Source organism: Stenotrophomonas sp. YJH_SMC_37 (assembly GCF_059370035.1).
Window position 1 is genome coordinate 64,471 of record NZ_JCAFTG010000001.1, and the last position, 15,541, is coordinate 80,011.

Here is a 15,541-nt window from a genome sequence, read left to right on the forward strand (position 1 = left end):
ATTAACGAATGGCGCCACGATAGACCTCAAACCTTTACTTGATTAGTCCTGATTAAGGGGAATAATCATCCCGCTCCCGGTCCAATCGTTCTGTCACGATTGTCCCATCCCCGACGTCCAGGATCCCGACCATGTCCCACGATCTCAACGAGACGCTGATCTTCGTCAAAGTGGTCGAGCAAGGCAGCTTCATTGCCGCTGCCAAATCGCTCGGCCTGCCCAAGACCACGGTCAGCCGCAAAGTGCAGGAGCTGGAAACGCGCCTGGGCGCGCGCCTGCTGCACCGGACCACGCGCCGCCTCGGCCTGACCGAAGCTGGTTCGATCTACCACGAACATTGCCAGCGCATCGCACGCGAGCTTGAAGAGGCCGAAAGCGCGGTGAGCCAGCTGCAGTCCGGCCCGCGCGGCTGGCTGCGCTTCACCGTGCCCTATTCGATCGGCATCACCTGGATCGCCCCGCTGCTGGGCCAGTTCCATGCGCAGTACCCGGAGATCCGCCTGGACATGCACATGGGCAACGAAAAGCTGGACCTGATCGCCGGTGAAGCGGACCTGGCGCTGCGCGTGGGTGCCCTGCCCGATTCCAATCTGGTCGCGCGCAAGCTGGGCAGCCTGCGGACGCAGGTGTTCGCCAGCCCGGCCTACATCGAGCGCTACGGCGAGCCGCTGCATCCGGAAGAACTGCAGTTCCATCGCATCCTTGCGATGCGCAAGCCGTACCACACCGGCAACTCGCCGCGCTTCACCTGGCAGCTGGGCGAGAACGGTGGGGAACTGCGCGACTTCCCGGTTACCCCGCTGATGACCGCCAACGACATGTCTGCGTTGAATGGTGCATTGGTCTGTGGCGAAGGCCTGCTGCTGACCGGCGACGTGATGGCCAAGCCGTTCGTTGAATCGGGCATGGTGCGCCGCGTGCTGGCCGGCTGGACCGGCCCGGAAGTGGACTTCAACGCCGTGTTCGCCGGCGGCCGCCTGGTCTCGCCAAAGGTGCGTGCGTTTGTCGACTTCCTGGTCGAGAAGCTCAACTTCGACGCCAATTACATGCTGGCGCAGTGCCCGGGTGCGAAGCTGGCGCAGCAGCAGAAGGAAAAGGAAGACGCCGCTCTGGAAAGCAGCGGCAAGCGGATCCTGGAGAAGGTGGCCGCTTCGGCGGCGTAGCCGGGGGTATCCACGCGTGGCGTGGCTCTACCCGGGCGCGCGATGCCGGTTTCTGTAGAGTCGAGCCACGCTCGACTGCCTCTGGTGAGTCGAGCACGGCTAGACTCCGCATACGCCATCGGCGTGCCGAGCAACGCTCGGCACCCACAAAAATGCCGCCTGCAAGGGCGGCATTTTCGCTCCGGCCGATGGCCGGACCGGCTCAAGCAATAACGCTACGCGTTACTGCTTGAGCGGAATCACCCGAATCTCGACGCGGCGGTTCTTGGCACGGCCGGCGTCGGTGCTGTTGTCGGCAATCGGATACGCCTTGCCGGCGCCCAGCGTTTCGATACGTACGCTCTGCACGCCCTGGCCGATCAGGTACTGGGCGACCGAGTCGGCGCGTTCCTTCGACAGTCGGTTGTTCACAGCGTCGCTGCCGATGCTGTCGGTGTGGCCGACCACTTCGATCATGGTCTGGTTGTACTCACGCAGCGTACCGGCGACGCCGTTGAGAGAGCCGTAGAACTGCGGCTTCAGGGTGGCCTTGCCGAAGTCGAAGGTGATGCCGTCCGGCAGGTTCAGCATGATGTTGTCGCCCTGGCGCTGCACATCGATGCCGGTGTTGGCGGTGCGCTCGCGCAGCGCGCGTTCCTGGCGATCCTGGTACTGGCCGACCGCGGCGCCGCTGAGCGCACCGATACCGGCACCGATCAATGCGTGCTGACGGCGCTCGGTGGCGCTGTCGCCGGTCAACAGGCCGGCAGCCACGCCGATGGCGGTACCGATCAGCGCGTTACGACCAGTGCGGTTCTGCTGCTCGGTCGGATTGCCGTACTGGTCACTCTGCACGTAGGAGCCGCCGGTGGCGCAGGCCGACAGGACGGCCGCACTCATCAGGGCCAGTGCGACGTTGCGGGTGGTGTTGCGGATCATGAGGTTCTCCTTGGTTTCCGGACGGGCCGGCGGCTTGCGGGCGCAGAGAGAATAAACAGCCCGATGCGACGTCGGGATGATGATCCGGTGCGCCGACAGGGCCGCGTTCAGCTAACTGACCGGATCGCTCGGGTCACCCTTTACCCCGCCCCCGACTGGCGGTATGCCGCCAATGCGGCGTCGCGGCCCGCGGCCAGGTCCACCAGCGGCGCACGCGGATAGCCCGGGGCATGCGCCGCCAGCAGCAGCGGATGCTGCCACGGCGCAAACCGGGCCTTCACCGGCAGCGCGGCCAGTTCGGGCACCCAGCGGCTGATGTACCGTGCCTGAGGATCGAATTTCTCGGCCTGAGTCACGGGGTTGAACACCCGGAAGTACGGAGCGGCATCGGCGCCAGTCCCGGCCACCCATTGCCAGCCCATGGTGTTATTGGCCAGGTCGGCGTCGACCAGGGTGTCCCAGAACCAGCGCGCGCCATGCAGCCAGTGCGCGCGCAGGTGCTTGCACAGGTAGCTGGCCACGATCATCCGCACCCGGTTGTGCATGTAGCCGGTGTGCCACAGCTCGCGCAGGCCGGCATCGACGATCGGCACGCCGGTATTGCCGCGCTGCCAGTCGTGCAGCTGCGTGGCACTCGGAGTGGCCCACGGGAAACGGTCGAAGCGCGGGTTGAGGTTGTCGGTCGGCGTCTTCGGGAAGTGATGCAGCAGGTGGTAGGCGAAGTCACGCCAGCCCAGCTGGCGCAGGTAGCCGTCGATGTCGGCGTCGGTGCCGGCGCTACGCACCCCTTCCAGCGCATGGGCAATCCGCCAGGGTGCGATTTCGCCGAAATGCAGGTGCGGCGACAGCCGCGAGGTCCCGACACGGTCCGGCAGGTCACGCTGCTCGCGATACCCGCGCAGGGCACCGTCTTCAAAGACGGACAGTGCTTCCAGCGCACCGGCTTCACCCGGCTGCCAGTGCTCCCAGAAGCCGGTATCCCAGTCCAGCGTCGGTGCCAGCTGGAGATCATCCAATGCCAGGCTGTCGACCGCGTGCGGCGCCAGTGCTTCCGGTGCAGCCTGCAGTGCCGGCAGGCGCCAATGACTGAGTACATTGCGCCAGTACGGCGTAAATACCTTGTACGGCTGGCCCTGCTGGGTGGCAATGTCCCAGGGTTCGAACAACAGGCTGCCATTGCAGCTCTGCGCGTCGATGCCCTGCTCGCGCAGCGTGCGCTTGATGGCCGCGTCGCGGGGCTGGGTGGCCGGTTCGTACTTGCGGTTCCAGTACACCGCCTCGGCGCCCGCCTGCTCGATCAGCAACTGCAGGGCCGGCAGGCTATCGCCGCTGCGCAGCACCAGCGAGGAACCCCGCGCGCGCAGGTCCGCATCCAGCGCGGCCAGTGAACGGTGGCGCCAGGCATCGGAGGCCGCACCGGGCACCCATTCGCCTTCCTCGTGCGGCGCGTGGATGTAGACCGGCACCACATCGTGACCTGCATCCAGCGCGGCCTGCAGGGCCGGATTGTCCTGCAGCCGCAGATCACGGCGGAACCATACCAACGCTACCGACACAGGCACTGCCTTCGTTGTGGAAGGCGCACATGATAGCCAGCGGTGGTGAAGGCGATGCGCGCAGACGCTGTCTGCTAGGCTGCACGGCCGCTACCCGTTGGACTCTGACATGGAAGATCTGCACGCCTCATTCGCCCGCTTCGGGCTGCTGCATGCCCAGCACGAGCGTGACTGGCAGGGCCCGTTCCCTCTGCCCCCCGTACTGGCACGTTTTTACGCGCAGGTGGGGCCGCTGGGCGAAGAGATCAATGCCAGGGTTGGCCGCGCCGGCATCACCGTTCCCGGCCTTGATGTCTGGATACCGCCACTGCAACGCCTGTGGAGCCAGCAGGCCGGCTATCGTTGGCACGGCGTCAGCGGCGAACGGATCAACGACTGGCCATCGAACTGGCTGGTGATTGCCGATCGCAGCGCCGATCCGTTCATCCTCGACCTGGACGATGGCCGTGTACTGTTCAGCCATCACGGTGCCGGCCTGCTGGATGCCGGCGAGATCACCGCCGATGTGCCGACCCTGATGGCGGCTCTGGCTGCAGCGGGCACGGTATACCTCGATGCCGGCGATGACCTCTACAACGACGATGATGATGGCGGCATCCGCCCTGAACACCAGGAGGCAGCAGTACAGGCGGTGGCCCGGGTACTGGGCGACCGCCTGCAGGCCGAATCGTTCATCGAGACGTTGCTGGACTGAATCCACGCATGGCGTGGATCTACTTTTCGAAGCGCTTCATCGCTTCGCTGATCAGCGCCCGCGCCTCGGCGGCGTTGCCCCAACCGTTGAGCTGCACCGGGTTGCGCCCGGCCGGCAGGTCCTTGTAGACCCGGAAGAAGGCCTCGATGCGCTGGCGCTCGACCTCCGGCAGATCCTTCAGATCGCGGATCGTGGCGTAGGTCGGGTCGACCTTGTCGGTCGGTACGCCGATGATCTTTTCGTCGTGCTCGCCGCCATCGATCATCTTCAGGTAACCGATCGGCCGGAAGCGCACGATCACGCCCGGATGCAGGGGTTCACGGGTCAGCACCAGCGCGTCCAGCGGATCGTTGTCGCCAGCCAGCGTGCGCGGCATCGAACCGTAGTTGGCCGGATAGGCGACCGGCATCGACTGGAAGCGATCCACATGCACCAGGCCGTCTTCCTTGATCTCGTACTTGGTGAAGCTGCCGGCAGGAATCTCCACCGCCAGGTGAACTTCATCCGGGGCCTGCTTCGGCTGGTCGGCCAGGAACGGGTGCAGCACGGTATCGGCAGCGGTCACTGCACTGGCCAGCAACAGCAGTGCCGCACCGATGGCAGCGAGAGGAACGATACGGCGGTGCGTGGTCATCGGCATCTCCTCATTCCCAGCAGCGGTCGGTACGACCCTTGGCCGTCTGTGCGCGCGGGCAGTCGCGTGGCGTAATGCGGCCTTCGGTCAGCTCCGTGCGCTGCTTGCCCCCCTTGGCATCGCGGCGCAACTCGAAGGCATCGTAGAGACGACCGGTCACGGTACGCGCCTCATAGCGCAGGCGCTGCGGATCGATGTTCAACACCTGGAACAGCTGGGTGTCCTCGGCCACCGGATCCATCGTCTTTCGTGCCTCGTCGGAGAGACGGTACTGCTTGGGCCCGGCCACGGTCACCACGTACTGCGGGGTTGCGGCCTGCCCTTCGCCACGGCGGCCGTAGGTGTGATCGTGGCCCTGCAACACCAGGTCAACATTGTGGCGGCGCACCACCGGCAGCAGCACGTCACGCAATGCGGCGTTCTCGCGGCCTTCGCGCGGCGAATAGAACGGCTGGTGCAGCAGCACGATGGTCCACGGCTGGGGATTTCCGGTCAGCACCTTGTCCAGCCATTGTGCCTGTGCCGTGGCGGTGCCCAGGTCGAGTGCTGACGTGCCATCGACCACGGCCACGCGCACGCTCTGCGCGTCGAACCAATAGCTGGTCTGCTGTGCAGCGGTGGCACCATTTCCCGGCAGTGCGAACGTCAGCGGCCAGTGCCTGCCCAGCACGCGGCGTTCCTGCGGAGTGTCCTCGAACTCCTCGAAATACTCGTGGTTGCCGATCGCCGGCGCCACCAGGGTCTCCTGCGCCAGCCAACCGGTGGCGGCAAACCACTCACCCCACTCGCTGTCATCGGCACCATCACCTCCACTGACCAGATCGCCAGCGAACAGGCTCATGCGCGCCTCGGGTGCGGCCTTCTGCGCGGCGCGCACCACTCGGCTGACATGGCTGACGTTCTTGTTCTGGGTGTCGCCAAAGTACAGCAGGGTCAGCGGCTGGTCGGCGGCGGCCAGCGTACGCAGCTGGTTCCAGGCGCTCCAGCTGCCGTTGCCCTGCACCCGGTAGACGTACAGGGTATCCGGCCGCAGGCTGCTGATGTCGGCGCGATGATGATGCGACAGACCGTTCTCGGTCTGTAGCGAACGGGTCGTTGCGCGTACCTGGCGGATGCCCTCGATGGCGGGCGAATCTGCGGCGGGGGCAATCTCCAGCAGCGGTGCCTGCACGCTGCCGTCGGTACGCCAGGCCACGGCGAACCCATGGCTGGGATCGGCCGACGGGGAGGCGACGATGCGGTCCGGTACCGTCGTCGCCGCGTAGTGGCGGCTGCCCGCCGGCACCTGGGTATTGGCTTCGGCTGCTGCGAACGACAGCGACGGGAGGGCCAGCAGCAGGCCCAGTGCCAACGTAGGCATCACGCAGTGCCGGCTCATGCACCACACTCCAGCGGTAGCGCCAGCTGCTTGGCGATGCTCTCCCAGTCGAAGGCCACCACGCCCTGGTCGTCGTGCACGGCGTACAGCGCACCATGCGGGAAGCGCGCGCTGGGTTGCTGCATCATCCAGATGCCATCGGTGTTGGCCACGGTATTGCCCTGGAACGCGCCGACCGGTTTCAGCGTGTGCCGGTCGAACAGGTGGAACACGCTGCGCTGCTTGCCCTGTTCGGTGGTGATCCACCAGCCGTCCTTGCCACAGGTGCGCAGGGTCACGCCTTCGGCCTGTGCCTTGAAAACGTCGCGGCCGAAGGTGGTGCCGGTGAAGCGGCCCGCCAGGGTGTAGACCTTGAACTCGCTGGCGTAGCTCTCGTCCTCTTCGGCGATCAGCAGGCGGTCGTTCTCGGGATCGCCCCAGATCGACTCGACCACGCGCAGCGCACCGGCCTCGGTGGTGTCACCGATGCTGGCGACAAGCTTCGCGTCGACCTTCGCGCCATTGCGGGACACGTGGTACTGGCGCACGCGCTTGTCCAGCTCGGCCAGCGGCGGCAGGATGTCACGCCCCTGCGCATCCTCGCCGTTGTCCCAGGAGTCGGTGACGTAGACGCTGTAGCCATCGGCACGGCGGTCGACCCACAGCCCGTACGGCTTGCGCAGGTCGTCGGCAGCGAACGTCGCCAGCGGCGTGAAGTCCGGCAGGCTCAGCACCTGCACACGGTGATTGTCGCGCTCCACGATCCACAGCAGGTCGTCGATCACCGCGATACCGTTTGGGCGGTCGAACTGCCCCGGTGCGGTGCCGCTGCTGCCGACGTCACGCAGGTGCTGCCCGGTGCTGCCGTCGTAGACCACCAGCTTGTCGGTGGCCTTGGCGGTGGCGATCAGCCACAGCGCGCCGTCCGGCGCGCGCCAGGCTGCAGGCGAGTCGATGTTGTCGGCCGGGGTCATCGGTGACAGGAAGGCCTCGGCGATGGTGGTCACCACGCGCTCGCCCCCGGCGGCCGGCGCGGCTACTCCCGCAACCGGATCGGTGCCGGTGGCCGGCGTGCAGCCGGCGACCAGCGCGGCTGCCAGCGCGGCGGCAAGGACGGTGAAGCCACGCCCCCTCACAGCGCCACCTTCAGGCCCAGCGCATAGGTGCGGCCGTACTCTTCCATCTGCAGGGTGCGCGAACGGGTGCCCTGGTAAAGCTCCAATGGCTTGTCCAGCAGGTTCTGCGCTTCGAAGTACACGCTCACGCGCGGGGTGAACTTGTAGTCAAGCGAGAAATCGAGCTGGGTGTTGGGTGCCACGTAGATGTCGAACGCGCGGCCCTTGCCGATGCTGTCCAGATACTCGCTGCGGTACACGGCCGCCAGGCGCGTGCTTACACCATACTTTTCATAGCCGATGTGTGCGCTGTAGACATGCTTGGAAGCGCGCGGCAGCGTGAAGTCCTCGCCCGCACGGTCCTTGATGCCGGCATCGAACTCGGTATCCAGCCAGGTGCCACTGGCGCCGACCAGCAGGCCATCCAGGCCCTCCGGCAGGAAGGCCAGCTGCTGCTGCCAATTGAATTCGGCACCACGCACGGTGGCCTTGCGGCCATTGATCGGTTGGGTCACGTCGTATCCGCCGTAGGCCGGATCATTGGTGCGCACGGTCTCCACGATGTAACCGTCGATCGATTTATGGAACAGGCCCAGCGAAACGATGCCGCTGCTGCCGATGTACTTCTCCACCGACAGGTCGATGTTCTTCGACTCGTACGGCTCCAGGTCCGGGTTACCCAGGCGCACTTCCTCGTCACCACGGCTGTAACCCACGCGCGGCGAGACGTCGCCGAAGGACGGGCGCGATACGGTCTTGTTGGCCGAGGCGCGCAGCACCCAGTCATCAGCCGCGTCATAGCGCAGGTGCAGGCCCGGCAGCACGTTGGTGTAGCTGCTGTTGGCCACGCGCGGGGTGACGGTGAAGCTGCGGCCGTTGGCGGCCACGTCCACCTGGTTGCCGATCGCCTTGAACTGCGTGTTTTCCACGCGAATACCGCCGATGATGCGCAGTGCGCCCACGTCCCAGGTACCCATGGCATAGCTGGCGAAGATGTCCTCGCTTGCCACGTAATCCTCTTCCAGCGACGTCATCGCATTGCCACCGGCGTCCTGCGGGCGGGCGCTGTACTGGCCGCCGTTGGCCGCCCAATAGGCACGCATCGCGGGCGAATCCATGCCGTCACCGATATCGCCGTGGCGGTGTTCCGGCGAGGTGGTGGTCCAGCTCGACAGCGCCACCTTCGGGCCGACACGCAGTTCGCGCTCGTCCACATTCACGTCGCGGTCGCGCCAGCGGCCCAGCAGGCCGAACTTGATGCTGCTGCTGTCGCCGTCGAAGCGCACGTTGACCTGCGCGCTGTGTTCCTTGTCATTCACCTGCTTCGGCGAGATCACGAAACGATCGAACGCGTAGTTGGCATTGTCCAGCCACTGCGGATTGTCGAAGCTGTAGCTGGGCAGGCGGCTGCGCTGATCCAGCGTGCCGTTGAAGGCCTTTCCGTTGAGCTTGAAGCGCGCCTCCATCTCGTCATTTACCCGCTCTTCGGTACGGGTGTAGCCGATCCGGTAATCGACCACGGCATTGGTCAACTTGTTCTCGCCGCCCAGGCTCGCCGCGAAGGTGTTTTCCTTCTTGGTGCGATAGCGCATGCGCTTGTCGATGGAATCCTTCGGCATGCCGTCCAGGCGGTACTGGTCGGTGCCGGTCTTGACCATCTTCGCGTCATCGAAGTTGAAGATCACGCGCTGACGGGTCTCCGCATCATCGAACTGACTGTACAGCGTGCGCAGGTAGTACTTGCTGTTTTCGTTCGGCCGCCAGTCGAGGTTGAGGTTGGCGCCGATGCGCTTGCGCTCGATCTCGTACTTGCGGTGCTGCAGGTTGATCGCGGTGACGTCGCCAGGTGCGGCGTCATCCTCGCCGTCGTACTCCACTTCGGTGTTGTCCGACTCGAACTTCCGCTTCTGGTAGTTCACGCCCAGGGCCACGCCGAAGGTGTCGTTGAACACTTCGCTGTAGTTGAAGGCGGCCTTGGGGCTGGTCTCGCCGGACAACTGCTGGTGGCTGCCTTCGATCTTGCCACGCAGGCTGCGACCGTCGCGGTCAAAGGCCGAGGCCGATTCCACCAGCACTGCGCCACCGATGGCGTCGCCGGGCATGTCCGGGGTCGGCGACTTGACCACGCGCAGGCGTTCGGTGGAGTCGGACGGGATAACGTCCAGCGGCGCGGCGCGGCTGGAATCTTCCGGCGTGCCGACGGCGATGCCATCCACGCTGACGCTGTTGAGATTGGCATCCAGGCCGCGGATGACCACGAAGCGGCCCTCGCCCTGGTCGCGGGTCACGCTGATGCCCGGCAGGCGCTGCAGCGACTCGGCTACGTTCTTGTCCGGGTACTGGCCCAGTGCGTCGGAGGACACTGCATCCTCGATGGCGTCGCTGCTGCGCTTGAGATCGACTGCGCGGATCTGCGACTCGAGCTGGGCGCGTACTTCGATGCGGTCCAGGTCGACCGCGTCGGCGGCCACGGCGCCGGTGGCGGCTACCGCCTGCTGCCCGGCCGCCTGCAGCGGTGCTGCGGCCCCCATTGCCAGGGTCAGGGTGATGGCAACGGCCAACGGAGTCTTGATATGCACTGGGAATCCCCATTCCTGTTAAGAATGGGTCTGCACGATATGTCCGCAAGGTTGCATGGCCATGACACGCACCTGCACATTTCCGGTCACGCCGCTCCGGGGCCGGTTTGGGATTCGACACGCCAATCCGGCAAAATGGCCTCCTCTCTCTCCTTTCACCCTTCCCGACCATGAAGATCGTCGAAGTGCGCCACCCGCTGGTGCAGCACAAGATCGGCCTGATGCGCAATGCCGCGCTCAGCACCAAGGATTTCCGCGAACTGGCCAACGAGCTGGGTACCCTGCTGGCCTACGAGGCCACCGCCGACCTGGACACCGAGCCGCACACCCTGCCTGGCTGGGCCGGCCCGGTGACGGTTCAGCGCATTGCCGGCGCCAAGATCACCGTGGTGCCGATCCTGCGTGCCGGCCTGGGCATGCTCAGCGGCGTGCTGTCGCTGATCCCGGCGGCCCGTGTCAGCGTGGTGGGCCTGCAGCGCGATGAGGAAACCCTGCAGCCGGTGCCCTACTTCGAGCGCCTGACCGGCCGCCTGGAAGAGCGCGACGCACTGATCCTCGACCCGATGCTGGCCACCGGCGGCACGCTGATCGCCACCATCGACATGCTCAAGCGCGCCGGCGCCCGTCGCATCAAGGGCATCTTCCTGGTGGCCGCGCCGGAAGGCATCGAAGCAGTCAAGGCCGTGCACCCGGACGTGGAGATCTACACCGCGGCCATCGATGCCCAGCTCAACGACAAGGGCTACATCCTGCCGGGCCTGGGCGACGCCGGCGACCGCATCTTCGGAACCCGCGTCGGGTAATCCCGGTGAACGGGTCGGATCCCTCTCCGCAGGAGAGGGCTCTGACCCGCCAACGCCCGTGGACGCGGGCGTGGCCGACGCGTGATTCTTCACGTGGCCTTACCGGTCGGAAGCGAATGCTCCGCGCACCCGCCACCGCTTGGAGCATTCCGATGAAAGCCGCTTTCCTGCTGGCCGCCGTCCTGCTGGTTGGCCTGCCCCTGGCTGCCAACGCCACCACCCCGCAGCAGCAGCGCATGGCCGAATGTTCGGCCAAGAACAAGGGGCTGAAGGGTGATGCCTACAAGACCGCGCAGAGTTCCTGCCTCAGCGGCCACGCCGCCGAAACCAAGGCGGTCAATCCACAGCAGGAACGCATGCGCAAGTGCAATGCCGACGCGGGTGCGAAGAAGCTGGCAGGCGATGCGCGCAAGACCTTCATGAGCAGCTGCCTGAAGGCGTCGTAACGAGAGTGATGTAGAGCCGAGCCCACGCTCGGCTCTGCCGTTAACCCAGGGCGCGCGCCTTCAGCTCGCCCTGTTCGTGCAGGGTCACGAAACGTCCCTTGTCATCACGGCCCAGCTGCGCCAGCGCCACCTGCGGGTCGTGGGTGAAGAACAGCCGCACGTTGCGCGCCAGCTTGTCTTCAAGGAACTGCCGCTTCTCGTCGATCAGCAGCTCGGCGTTGCGGTCGTAGCCCATGGTGATCGGCACGTGAACCCATGAGCGCCCCGGGATCAGGTCGGCACAGAACACCACGCCACCGTGCGCATCTTCACCGGCATGCGCATGACCAACGATCTCGGCCAGCATCAGCCCCGGCGTATGCCCGTCGCTGTAGCTGAAGCGCACGCTGCGGCCAAGTGCCTTCGAGTACTCCCCCTCCACCACTTCCAGGCGGCCACTGGCCTGCAGCAGGCCGGGCAGCTCAGGAATGAAACTGGCCCGATCGCGCGGGTGTGGCTGCACGGCGCGCTGCCAGTGCTGCGCACCGACCACATAGGTTGCGTTGGGGAACAGCAGCTCGGGCTCGCGCCCTTCGCTCCATGCGGCAAGCAGACCACCGGCATGATCGAAATGCAGGTGGCTGAGCACCACCACGTCGATGTCCTCGTGCTCGAAACCTGCTTCGCGCAGTGAATCGATCAGCACGTGCTGGCTTTCCTGCACGCCGTAGCGCTCGCGCATGCGCGGATCGAAGAACGCTCCGATACCGGTTTCAAACAGCACGGTCTTGCCTTCCAGCGGACTGGCAAGCAGCGCGCGGCAGGCCAGCTCGATGCGATTGAGCTCGTCCGGTGCCGCCCATTTTTCCCACAACGCGCGCGGCGCGTTGCCGAACATCGCGCCGCCATCAAGGCGTTGCGAGTTTCCACGAATAGACCAGAGTTTCATGTGTCGATTATCGGCGCCGGACCGTTAAATAATCGCTAGAAAGCAAACGGAAAACCCCGCCGGCGAAGACGGGGTTTCGATATCCGCCGAGGTGCCGGCCAGTGGCCGGCACTCCCACGTCAATGGGCCGGCACGACCTGGGCACTGCCCACCGGATTGCGCGGGTCGCTGCCGCCGAACAGTCGGTTCGCCTTGCGGTCCCATTCCACGGTCTGCAGGTTGCCCCACACGTGGCTGGAACCGCGGCCGCCTGCGGCGACATTGCCCGGCAGGTCGATCTTGTGGCCCATCGCCTGCAGCTGCTTCACCGTCGCCGCGTCGAATGCATCGTCCTCAGCTTCGATCAGGTCCGGCAGCCACTGGTGGTGATAGCGCGGCAGCGCAGCAACCTGCTGCGCGTCCAGGCCGGCGTCGTAGCCGAGGATGCCCAGCAGCACCATGGTGATGATGCGGCTGCCACCCGGGGTGCCCAGCACGATCACCTTGTCGCTGTTTTCCATGAAGGTCGGCGTCATCGAGCTGAGCATGCGCTTGCCCGGCTTCGGCGCATTGGCCTCGTAGCCCATCACGCCGAATGCATTGGGCGTGCCTGGTTTCAGCGCGAAGTCGTCCATCTCGTTGTTCAGCAGCACGCCGGTGCCCTTCGGAATCAGGCCCGAGCCGTACAGCAGGTTGACGGTCTGGGTGGCGCCGACGCGGTTGCCGTCACGGTCGATGATCGAGAAGTGCGTGGTCTCGTCATCTTCCAGTGGCGTCGGGTTGCCCGACAGCAGGTCGCTGGGCGTGGCCTTCTCCGGATGGATGGTCGCGCGCAGGCCCTGCGCGTAGTCCTTGCTGGTCAGCACCTTCTGCGGGATCTGCACGAAGTCCGGATCGCCGAGGAAGAAGGTACGGTCGCGGTAGGCACGGCGCATCGATTCCACCACCAGGTGGGTGCGGTGCGCCGGGTCCATCTTCCTGATGTCCCAGCCTTCCAGGATCTGCAGCATGCTGGCCAGCGCGATGCCACCGGATGACGGCGGCGGCGCGGTGGTGATCTTCCAGCCGTTGTAGTTGAACACGATCGGTTCGCGCTGCTTCACGCGATAACCGGCCAGCTCTTCAGCGGTCCAGTTGCCGCCAGCCTGCTTCACGCCGGCCAGCAACAGCTTTCCGGTCTGGCCCTTGTAGAAGCCATCGAAGCCACCCGCAGCCAGCCGCTCCAGCGTCTGCGCCAGTTCCGGCTGCTTGAACAGGTCTCCGGTAGCGATCGGCGTGCCGTTGCGCAGGTAGACCTCGCGCGTGCCGGGATAGCGCTCCATCACTTCACGGCGCGAGGCATAGCCCTTGGCCATGCGCTCGTACACCGGGAAGCCTTCGCGCGCGATGCGGATGGCCGGCTGCAGCGAGGCCGACAACGGCAGCCTGCCGTGCTTGGCCGACAGTTCGACCAGCGCTGCAGGCAGGCCCGGGATGCCGGCCGACCAGGCGCCGTTGACCGAGCGGTCACGGTCCAGGTTGCCCTGCTTGTCGAGGAAGGCCTGCGGGGTAGCGGCGGCCGGCGCGGTCTCGCGCGCGTCCAGCATCACGTCCTTTCCGGTGGCCGCATCGTGCAGCAGGAAGAAGCCGCCACCGCCCAGACCGGAACTGATCGGCTCGACCACCGCCAGCGTGGACGACACCGCCACTGCTGCGTCGAAGGCGTTGCCGCCCTGGGCCAGGATGTCGATACCGGCCTGGGTGGCCAGCGCATGGCCGCTGGCAATGGCGGCGCCATCAGGGCGCTCGGCACGGACCGGGCTGCCGGCCCAGGCAATCGGGCTCAGCAGCAGGCCGAGCAGCAACAGGGGGCGAACGATCAGCGTCTTCATTCGGATGGGGGCTCCGCGTAGAGTTCGGGGTGATCGTGCTGCAGCTGGCGCAGTTTGGCCAGCAGCTGGTCTTCCGTTTCCACGATCTCCGGGTCCGGGTCGATGCACTCGACCGGGCAGACGACCACGCACTGTGGCTCGTCAAAATGACCGACGCATTCGGTACAGCGCGCAGGGTCGATCACGTAGATGGTTTCACCCATCGAAATGGCCTGGTTCGGGCAGGCCGGCTCGCAGACGTCGCAGTTGACGCAGAGCTCGTTGATTTTCAGCGACATGGCGATACTCCTCGCCCGCGCCTTGGGACAAAGGACCGGCCAGCGCGGGCGCGCGGGCCGGTCAGGTCATCAGCGGCACCCTTGCGGGGTGCCGCCCGGGCCATGCCGGAGCATGGCCGCCATGGCTCGGTATTACTTGGCTTCGACGAAAATGTACTCGGCGCCGGTCGGCTGGACCGCCGCCTGCACGCGGGCGTTGTCGGCCGACTGGCCGATGAAGACGACGCGCACGCCCTTCATCGAATCCGGCGCCACGTCCTTGAACACAGCCTGGATCATGTCAGCCATCTTGCCCGAGGCCGACGAACCGAAGGCCAGCATGTTGCCCGGCTGCACGCCACGGGCCACGGCCTGGGTCGCGCTCTCGGTCTGGCGCTCGTACTTGGCCTGGAAGTCCGGGTCCGATTCCGGCGAGAGGTAGTACAGGAACGGGCTGTTGCTGATGTTGCCCATGTTCTGGATGGCCACTTCCTGCAGGTACTTCTTCCAGCCTGCATCGTCATCCTTGGACGGCGCGACCAGGGCCTGCTTGGCCTCGTCGACAGGAGCGGCCTCTTCCTTCTTGCAGGCGGTGAAGGCCAGGGCCAACGAAGCGATCAGCATCGCGCGCATGGTGGTGTTCATGGGTTTCCTCCCGGAATGGTGCGTGGTGGTGTACGTAATGGGGTGCGGGTACAGCGGGGCTTACGACTGTGCCGCCTTCGCTTCGCGGACCTTGCGCAGGGCTTCGAGCACCGCGGCCGGCACGAAGCCGGACACGTCGCCACCCAGGCGGGCGATCTCGCGGACCAGCGAGGACGAAATGAAGCTGTGCTGCTCGGCCGGGGTCAGGAACAGGGTCTCGACCTCGGGGATCAGGTGGCGGTTCATGCTGGCCATCTGGAATTCGTATTCGAAGTCGGACACCGCGCGCAGGCCGCGCAGCAGCACCCCGCCCTGCACCGAACGTACGAAATGCGCCAGCAGGGTATCGAAGCCGATGACCTCGACATTGCCGTGATGGGCCAGGGCGCCGCGTGCGAGCTGCACGCGCTGCTCCAGCGGCAGCGCCGGGCCCTTGGACGGGCTCTGCGCCACGCCGACCACGACTTTTTCGAACAGCGGCGCGGCCCGGCTGACCAGGTCGATATGACCGTTGGTGATCGGATCGAATGTGCCGGGATACACGGCAATGCGGCGGTTGGCCACGGTCATGGGCGGGTGCAGATGTTCAGATGAGG

At 65.9% G+C, this 15,541-nt stretch carries 15 protein-coding genes; 4 read left to right on the forward strand and 11 right to left on the reverse strand.

Features of this window, described 5'->3' with window-relative positions; genetic code table 11:
- The first annotated feature begins 131 nt into the window (after positions 1 to 131).
- Positions 132 to 1,163, forward strand: a complete 1,032-nt coding sequence (locus AC5P8J_RS00310; RefSeq protein ID WP_005409107.1) for a LysR family transcriptional regulator — start codon at positions 132 to 134, stop codon at positions 1,161 to 1,163.
- Between the two features lie 222 nt (positions 1,164 to 1,385).
- Here AC5P8J_RS00310 and AC5P8J_RS00315 read toward each other — a convergent pair whose 3' ends face one another.
- Complete coding sequence (locus AC5P8J_RS00315; RefSeq protein ID WP_005416156.1) at positions 1,386 to 2,081, reverse strand: YiaD family glycine zipper/OmpA-like lipoprotein; 696 nt, start codon at positions 2,079 to 2,081, stop codon at positions 1,386 to 1,388.
- A gap of 140 nt (positions 2,082 to 2,221) precedes the next feature.
- Positions 2,222 to 3,637, reverse strand: coding sequence for a cryptochrome/photolyase family protein (locus AC5P8J_RS00320; RefSeq protein WP_134730636.1), 1,416 nt, complete (start codon positions 3,635 to 3,637; stop codon positions 2,222 to 2,224).
- Positions 3,638 to 3,746: 109 nt separating this feature from the next.
- On the opposite strand from AC5P8J_RS00320, the gene AC5P8J_RS00325 reads away from it, so the two are divergent.
- Positions 3,747 to 4,331, forward strand: a complete 585-nt coding sequence (locus AC5P8J_RS00325) for a hypothetical protein (RefSeq protein WP_134730638.1) — start codon at positions 3,747 to 3,749, stop codon at positions 4,329 to 4,331.
- A 19-nt stretch (positions 4,332 to 4,350) separates the two neighbouring features.
- On the opposite strand, the gene AC5P8J_RS00330 is transcribed toward AC5P8J_RS00325, so the two are convergent.
- Genes AC5P8J_RS00330 through AC5P8J_RS00345 form a run of 4 tightly spaced genes read right to left on the reverse strand, consistent with a single transcriptional unit; the run spans position 4,351 to position 9,968 of the window.
- Positions 4,351 to 4,965 carry an inorganic diphosphatase gene (locus tag AC5P8J_RS00330; protein WP_021203979.1) on the reverse strand — a complete coding sequence of 205 codons (615 nt, stop codon included), beginning with the start codon at positions 4,963 to 4,965 and terminating at the stop codon, positions 4,351 to 4,353.
- Positions 4,966 to 4,975: 10 nt separating this feature from the next.
- Positions 4,976 to 6,325 carry a purple acid phosphatase family protein gene (locus tag AC5P8J_RS00335; protein WP_245151424.1) on the reverse strand — a complete coding sequence of 450 codons (1,350 nt, stop codon included), beginning with the start codon at positions 6,323 to 6,325 and terminating at the stop codon, positions 4,976 to 4,978.
- 14 nt (positions 6,326 to 6,339) lie between these two features.
- Positions 6,340 to 7,458, reverse strand: coding sequence for a phytase (locus tag AC5P8J_RS00340; RefSeq protein WP_134730642.1), 1,119 nt, complete (start codon positions 7,456 to 7,458; stop codon positions 6,340 to 6,342).
- Positions 7,455 to 9,968, reverse strand: coding sequence for a TonB-dependent receptor (locus AC5P8J_RS00345; protein WP_425507689.1), 2,514 nt, complete (start codon positions 9,966 to 9,968; stop codon positions 7,455 to 7,457). Before AC5P8J_RS00345 ends, AC5P8J_RS00340 begins: the two co-directional genes overlap by 4 nt.
- A gap of 218 nt (positions 9,969 to 10,186) precedes the next feature.
- Between AC5P8J_RS00345 and upp the strand changes: the two genes are divergently transcribed.
- On the forward strand, positions 10,187 to 10,819 hold the full coding sequence (gene upp / locus AC5P8J_RS00350) for a uracil phosphoribosyltransferase (protein WP_005409099.1): 633 nt from the start codon (positions 10,187 to 10,189) through the stop codon (positions 10,817 to 10,819).
- A gap of 152 nt (positions 10,820 to 10,971) precedes the next feature.
- A complete protein-coding gene (locus AC5P8J_RS00355) occupies positions 10,972 to 11,265 on the forward strand; it encodes a PsiF family protein (RefSeq protein ID WP_019661214.1) in 294 nt (97 codons plus the stop codon).
- A 40-nt stretch (positions 11,266 to 11,305) separates the two neighbouring features.
- On the opposite strand, the gene AC5P8J_RS00360 is transcribed toward AC5P8J_RS00355, so the two are convergent.
- From AC5P8J_RS00360 to coaD, 5 genes are all read right to left on the reverse strand, one after another.
- Positions 11,306 to 12,193 carry an MBL fold metallo-hydrolase gene (locus tag AC5P8J_RS00360; RefSeq protein WP_019661213.1) on the reverse strand — a complete coding sequence of 296 codons (888 nt, stop codon included), beginning with the start codon at positions 12,191 to 12,193 and terminating at the stop codon, positions 11,306 to 11,308.
- 119 nt (positions 12,194 to 12,312) lie between these two features.
- On the reverse strand, positions 12,313 to 14,043 hold the full coding sequence (gene ggt, locus AC5P8J_RS00365; protein WP_134730646.1) for a gamma-glutamyltransferase: 1,731 nt from the start codon (positions 14,041 to 14,043) through the stop codon (positions 12,313 to 12,315).
- A complete protein-coding gene (locus AC5P8J_RS00370; protein ID WP_010484376.1) occupies positions 14,040 to 14,321 on the reverse strand; it encodes a YfhL family 4Fe-4S dicluster ferredoxin in 282 nt (93 codons plus the stop codon). Before AC5P8J_RS00370 ends, ggt begins: the two co-directional genes overlap by 4 nt.
- Before the next feature lie 132 nt (positions 14,322 to 14,453).
- Positions 14,454 to 14,945 carry a hypothetical protein gene (locus AC5P8J_RS00375; RefSeq protein WP_010484374.1) on the reverse strand — a complete coding sequence of 164 codons (492 nt, stop codon included), beginning with the start codon at positions 14,943 to 14,945 and terminating at the stop codon, positions 14,454 to 14,456.
- A 60-nt stretch (positions 14,946 to 15,005) separates the two neighbouring features.
- Entirely contained in the window at positions 15,006 to 15,515 is a 510-nt protein-coding gene (coaD, locus tag AC5P8J_RS00380; RefSeq protein WP_005416145.1) for a pantetheine-phosphate adenylyltransferase, read from the reverse strand.
- Positions 15,516 to 15,541 lie beyond the last annotated feature (26 nt).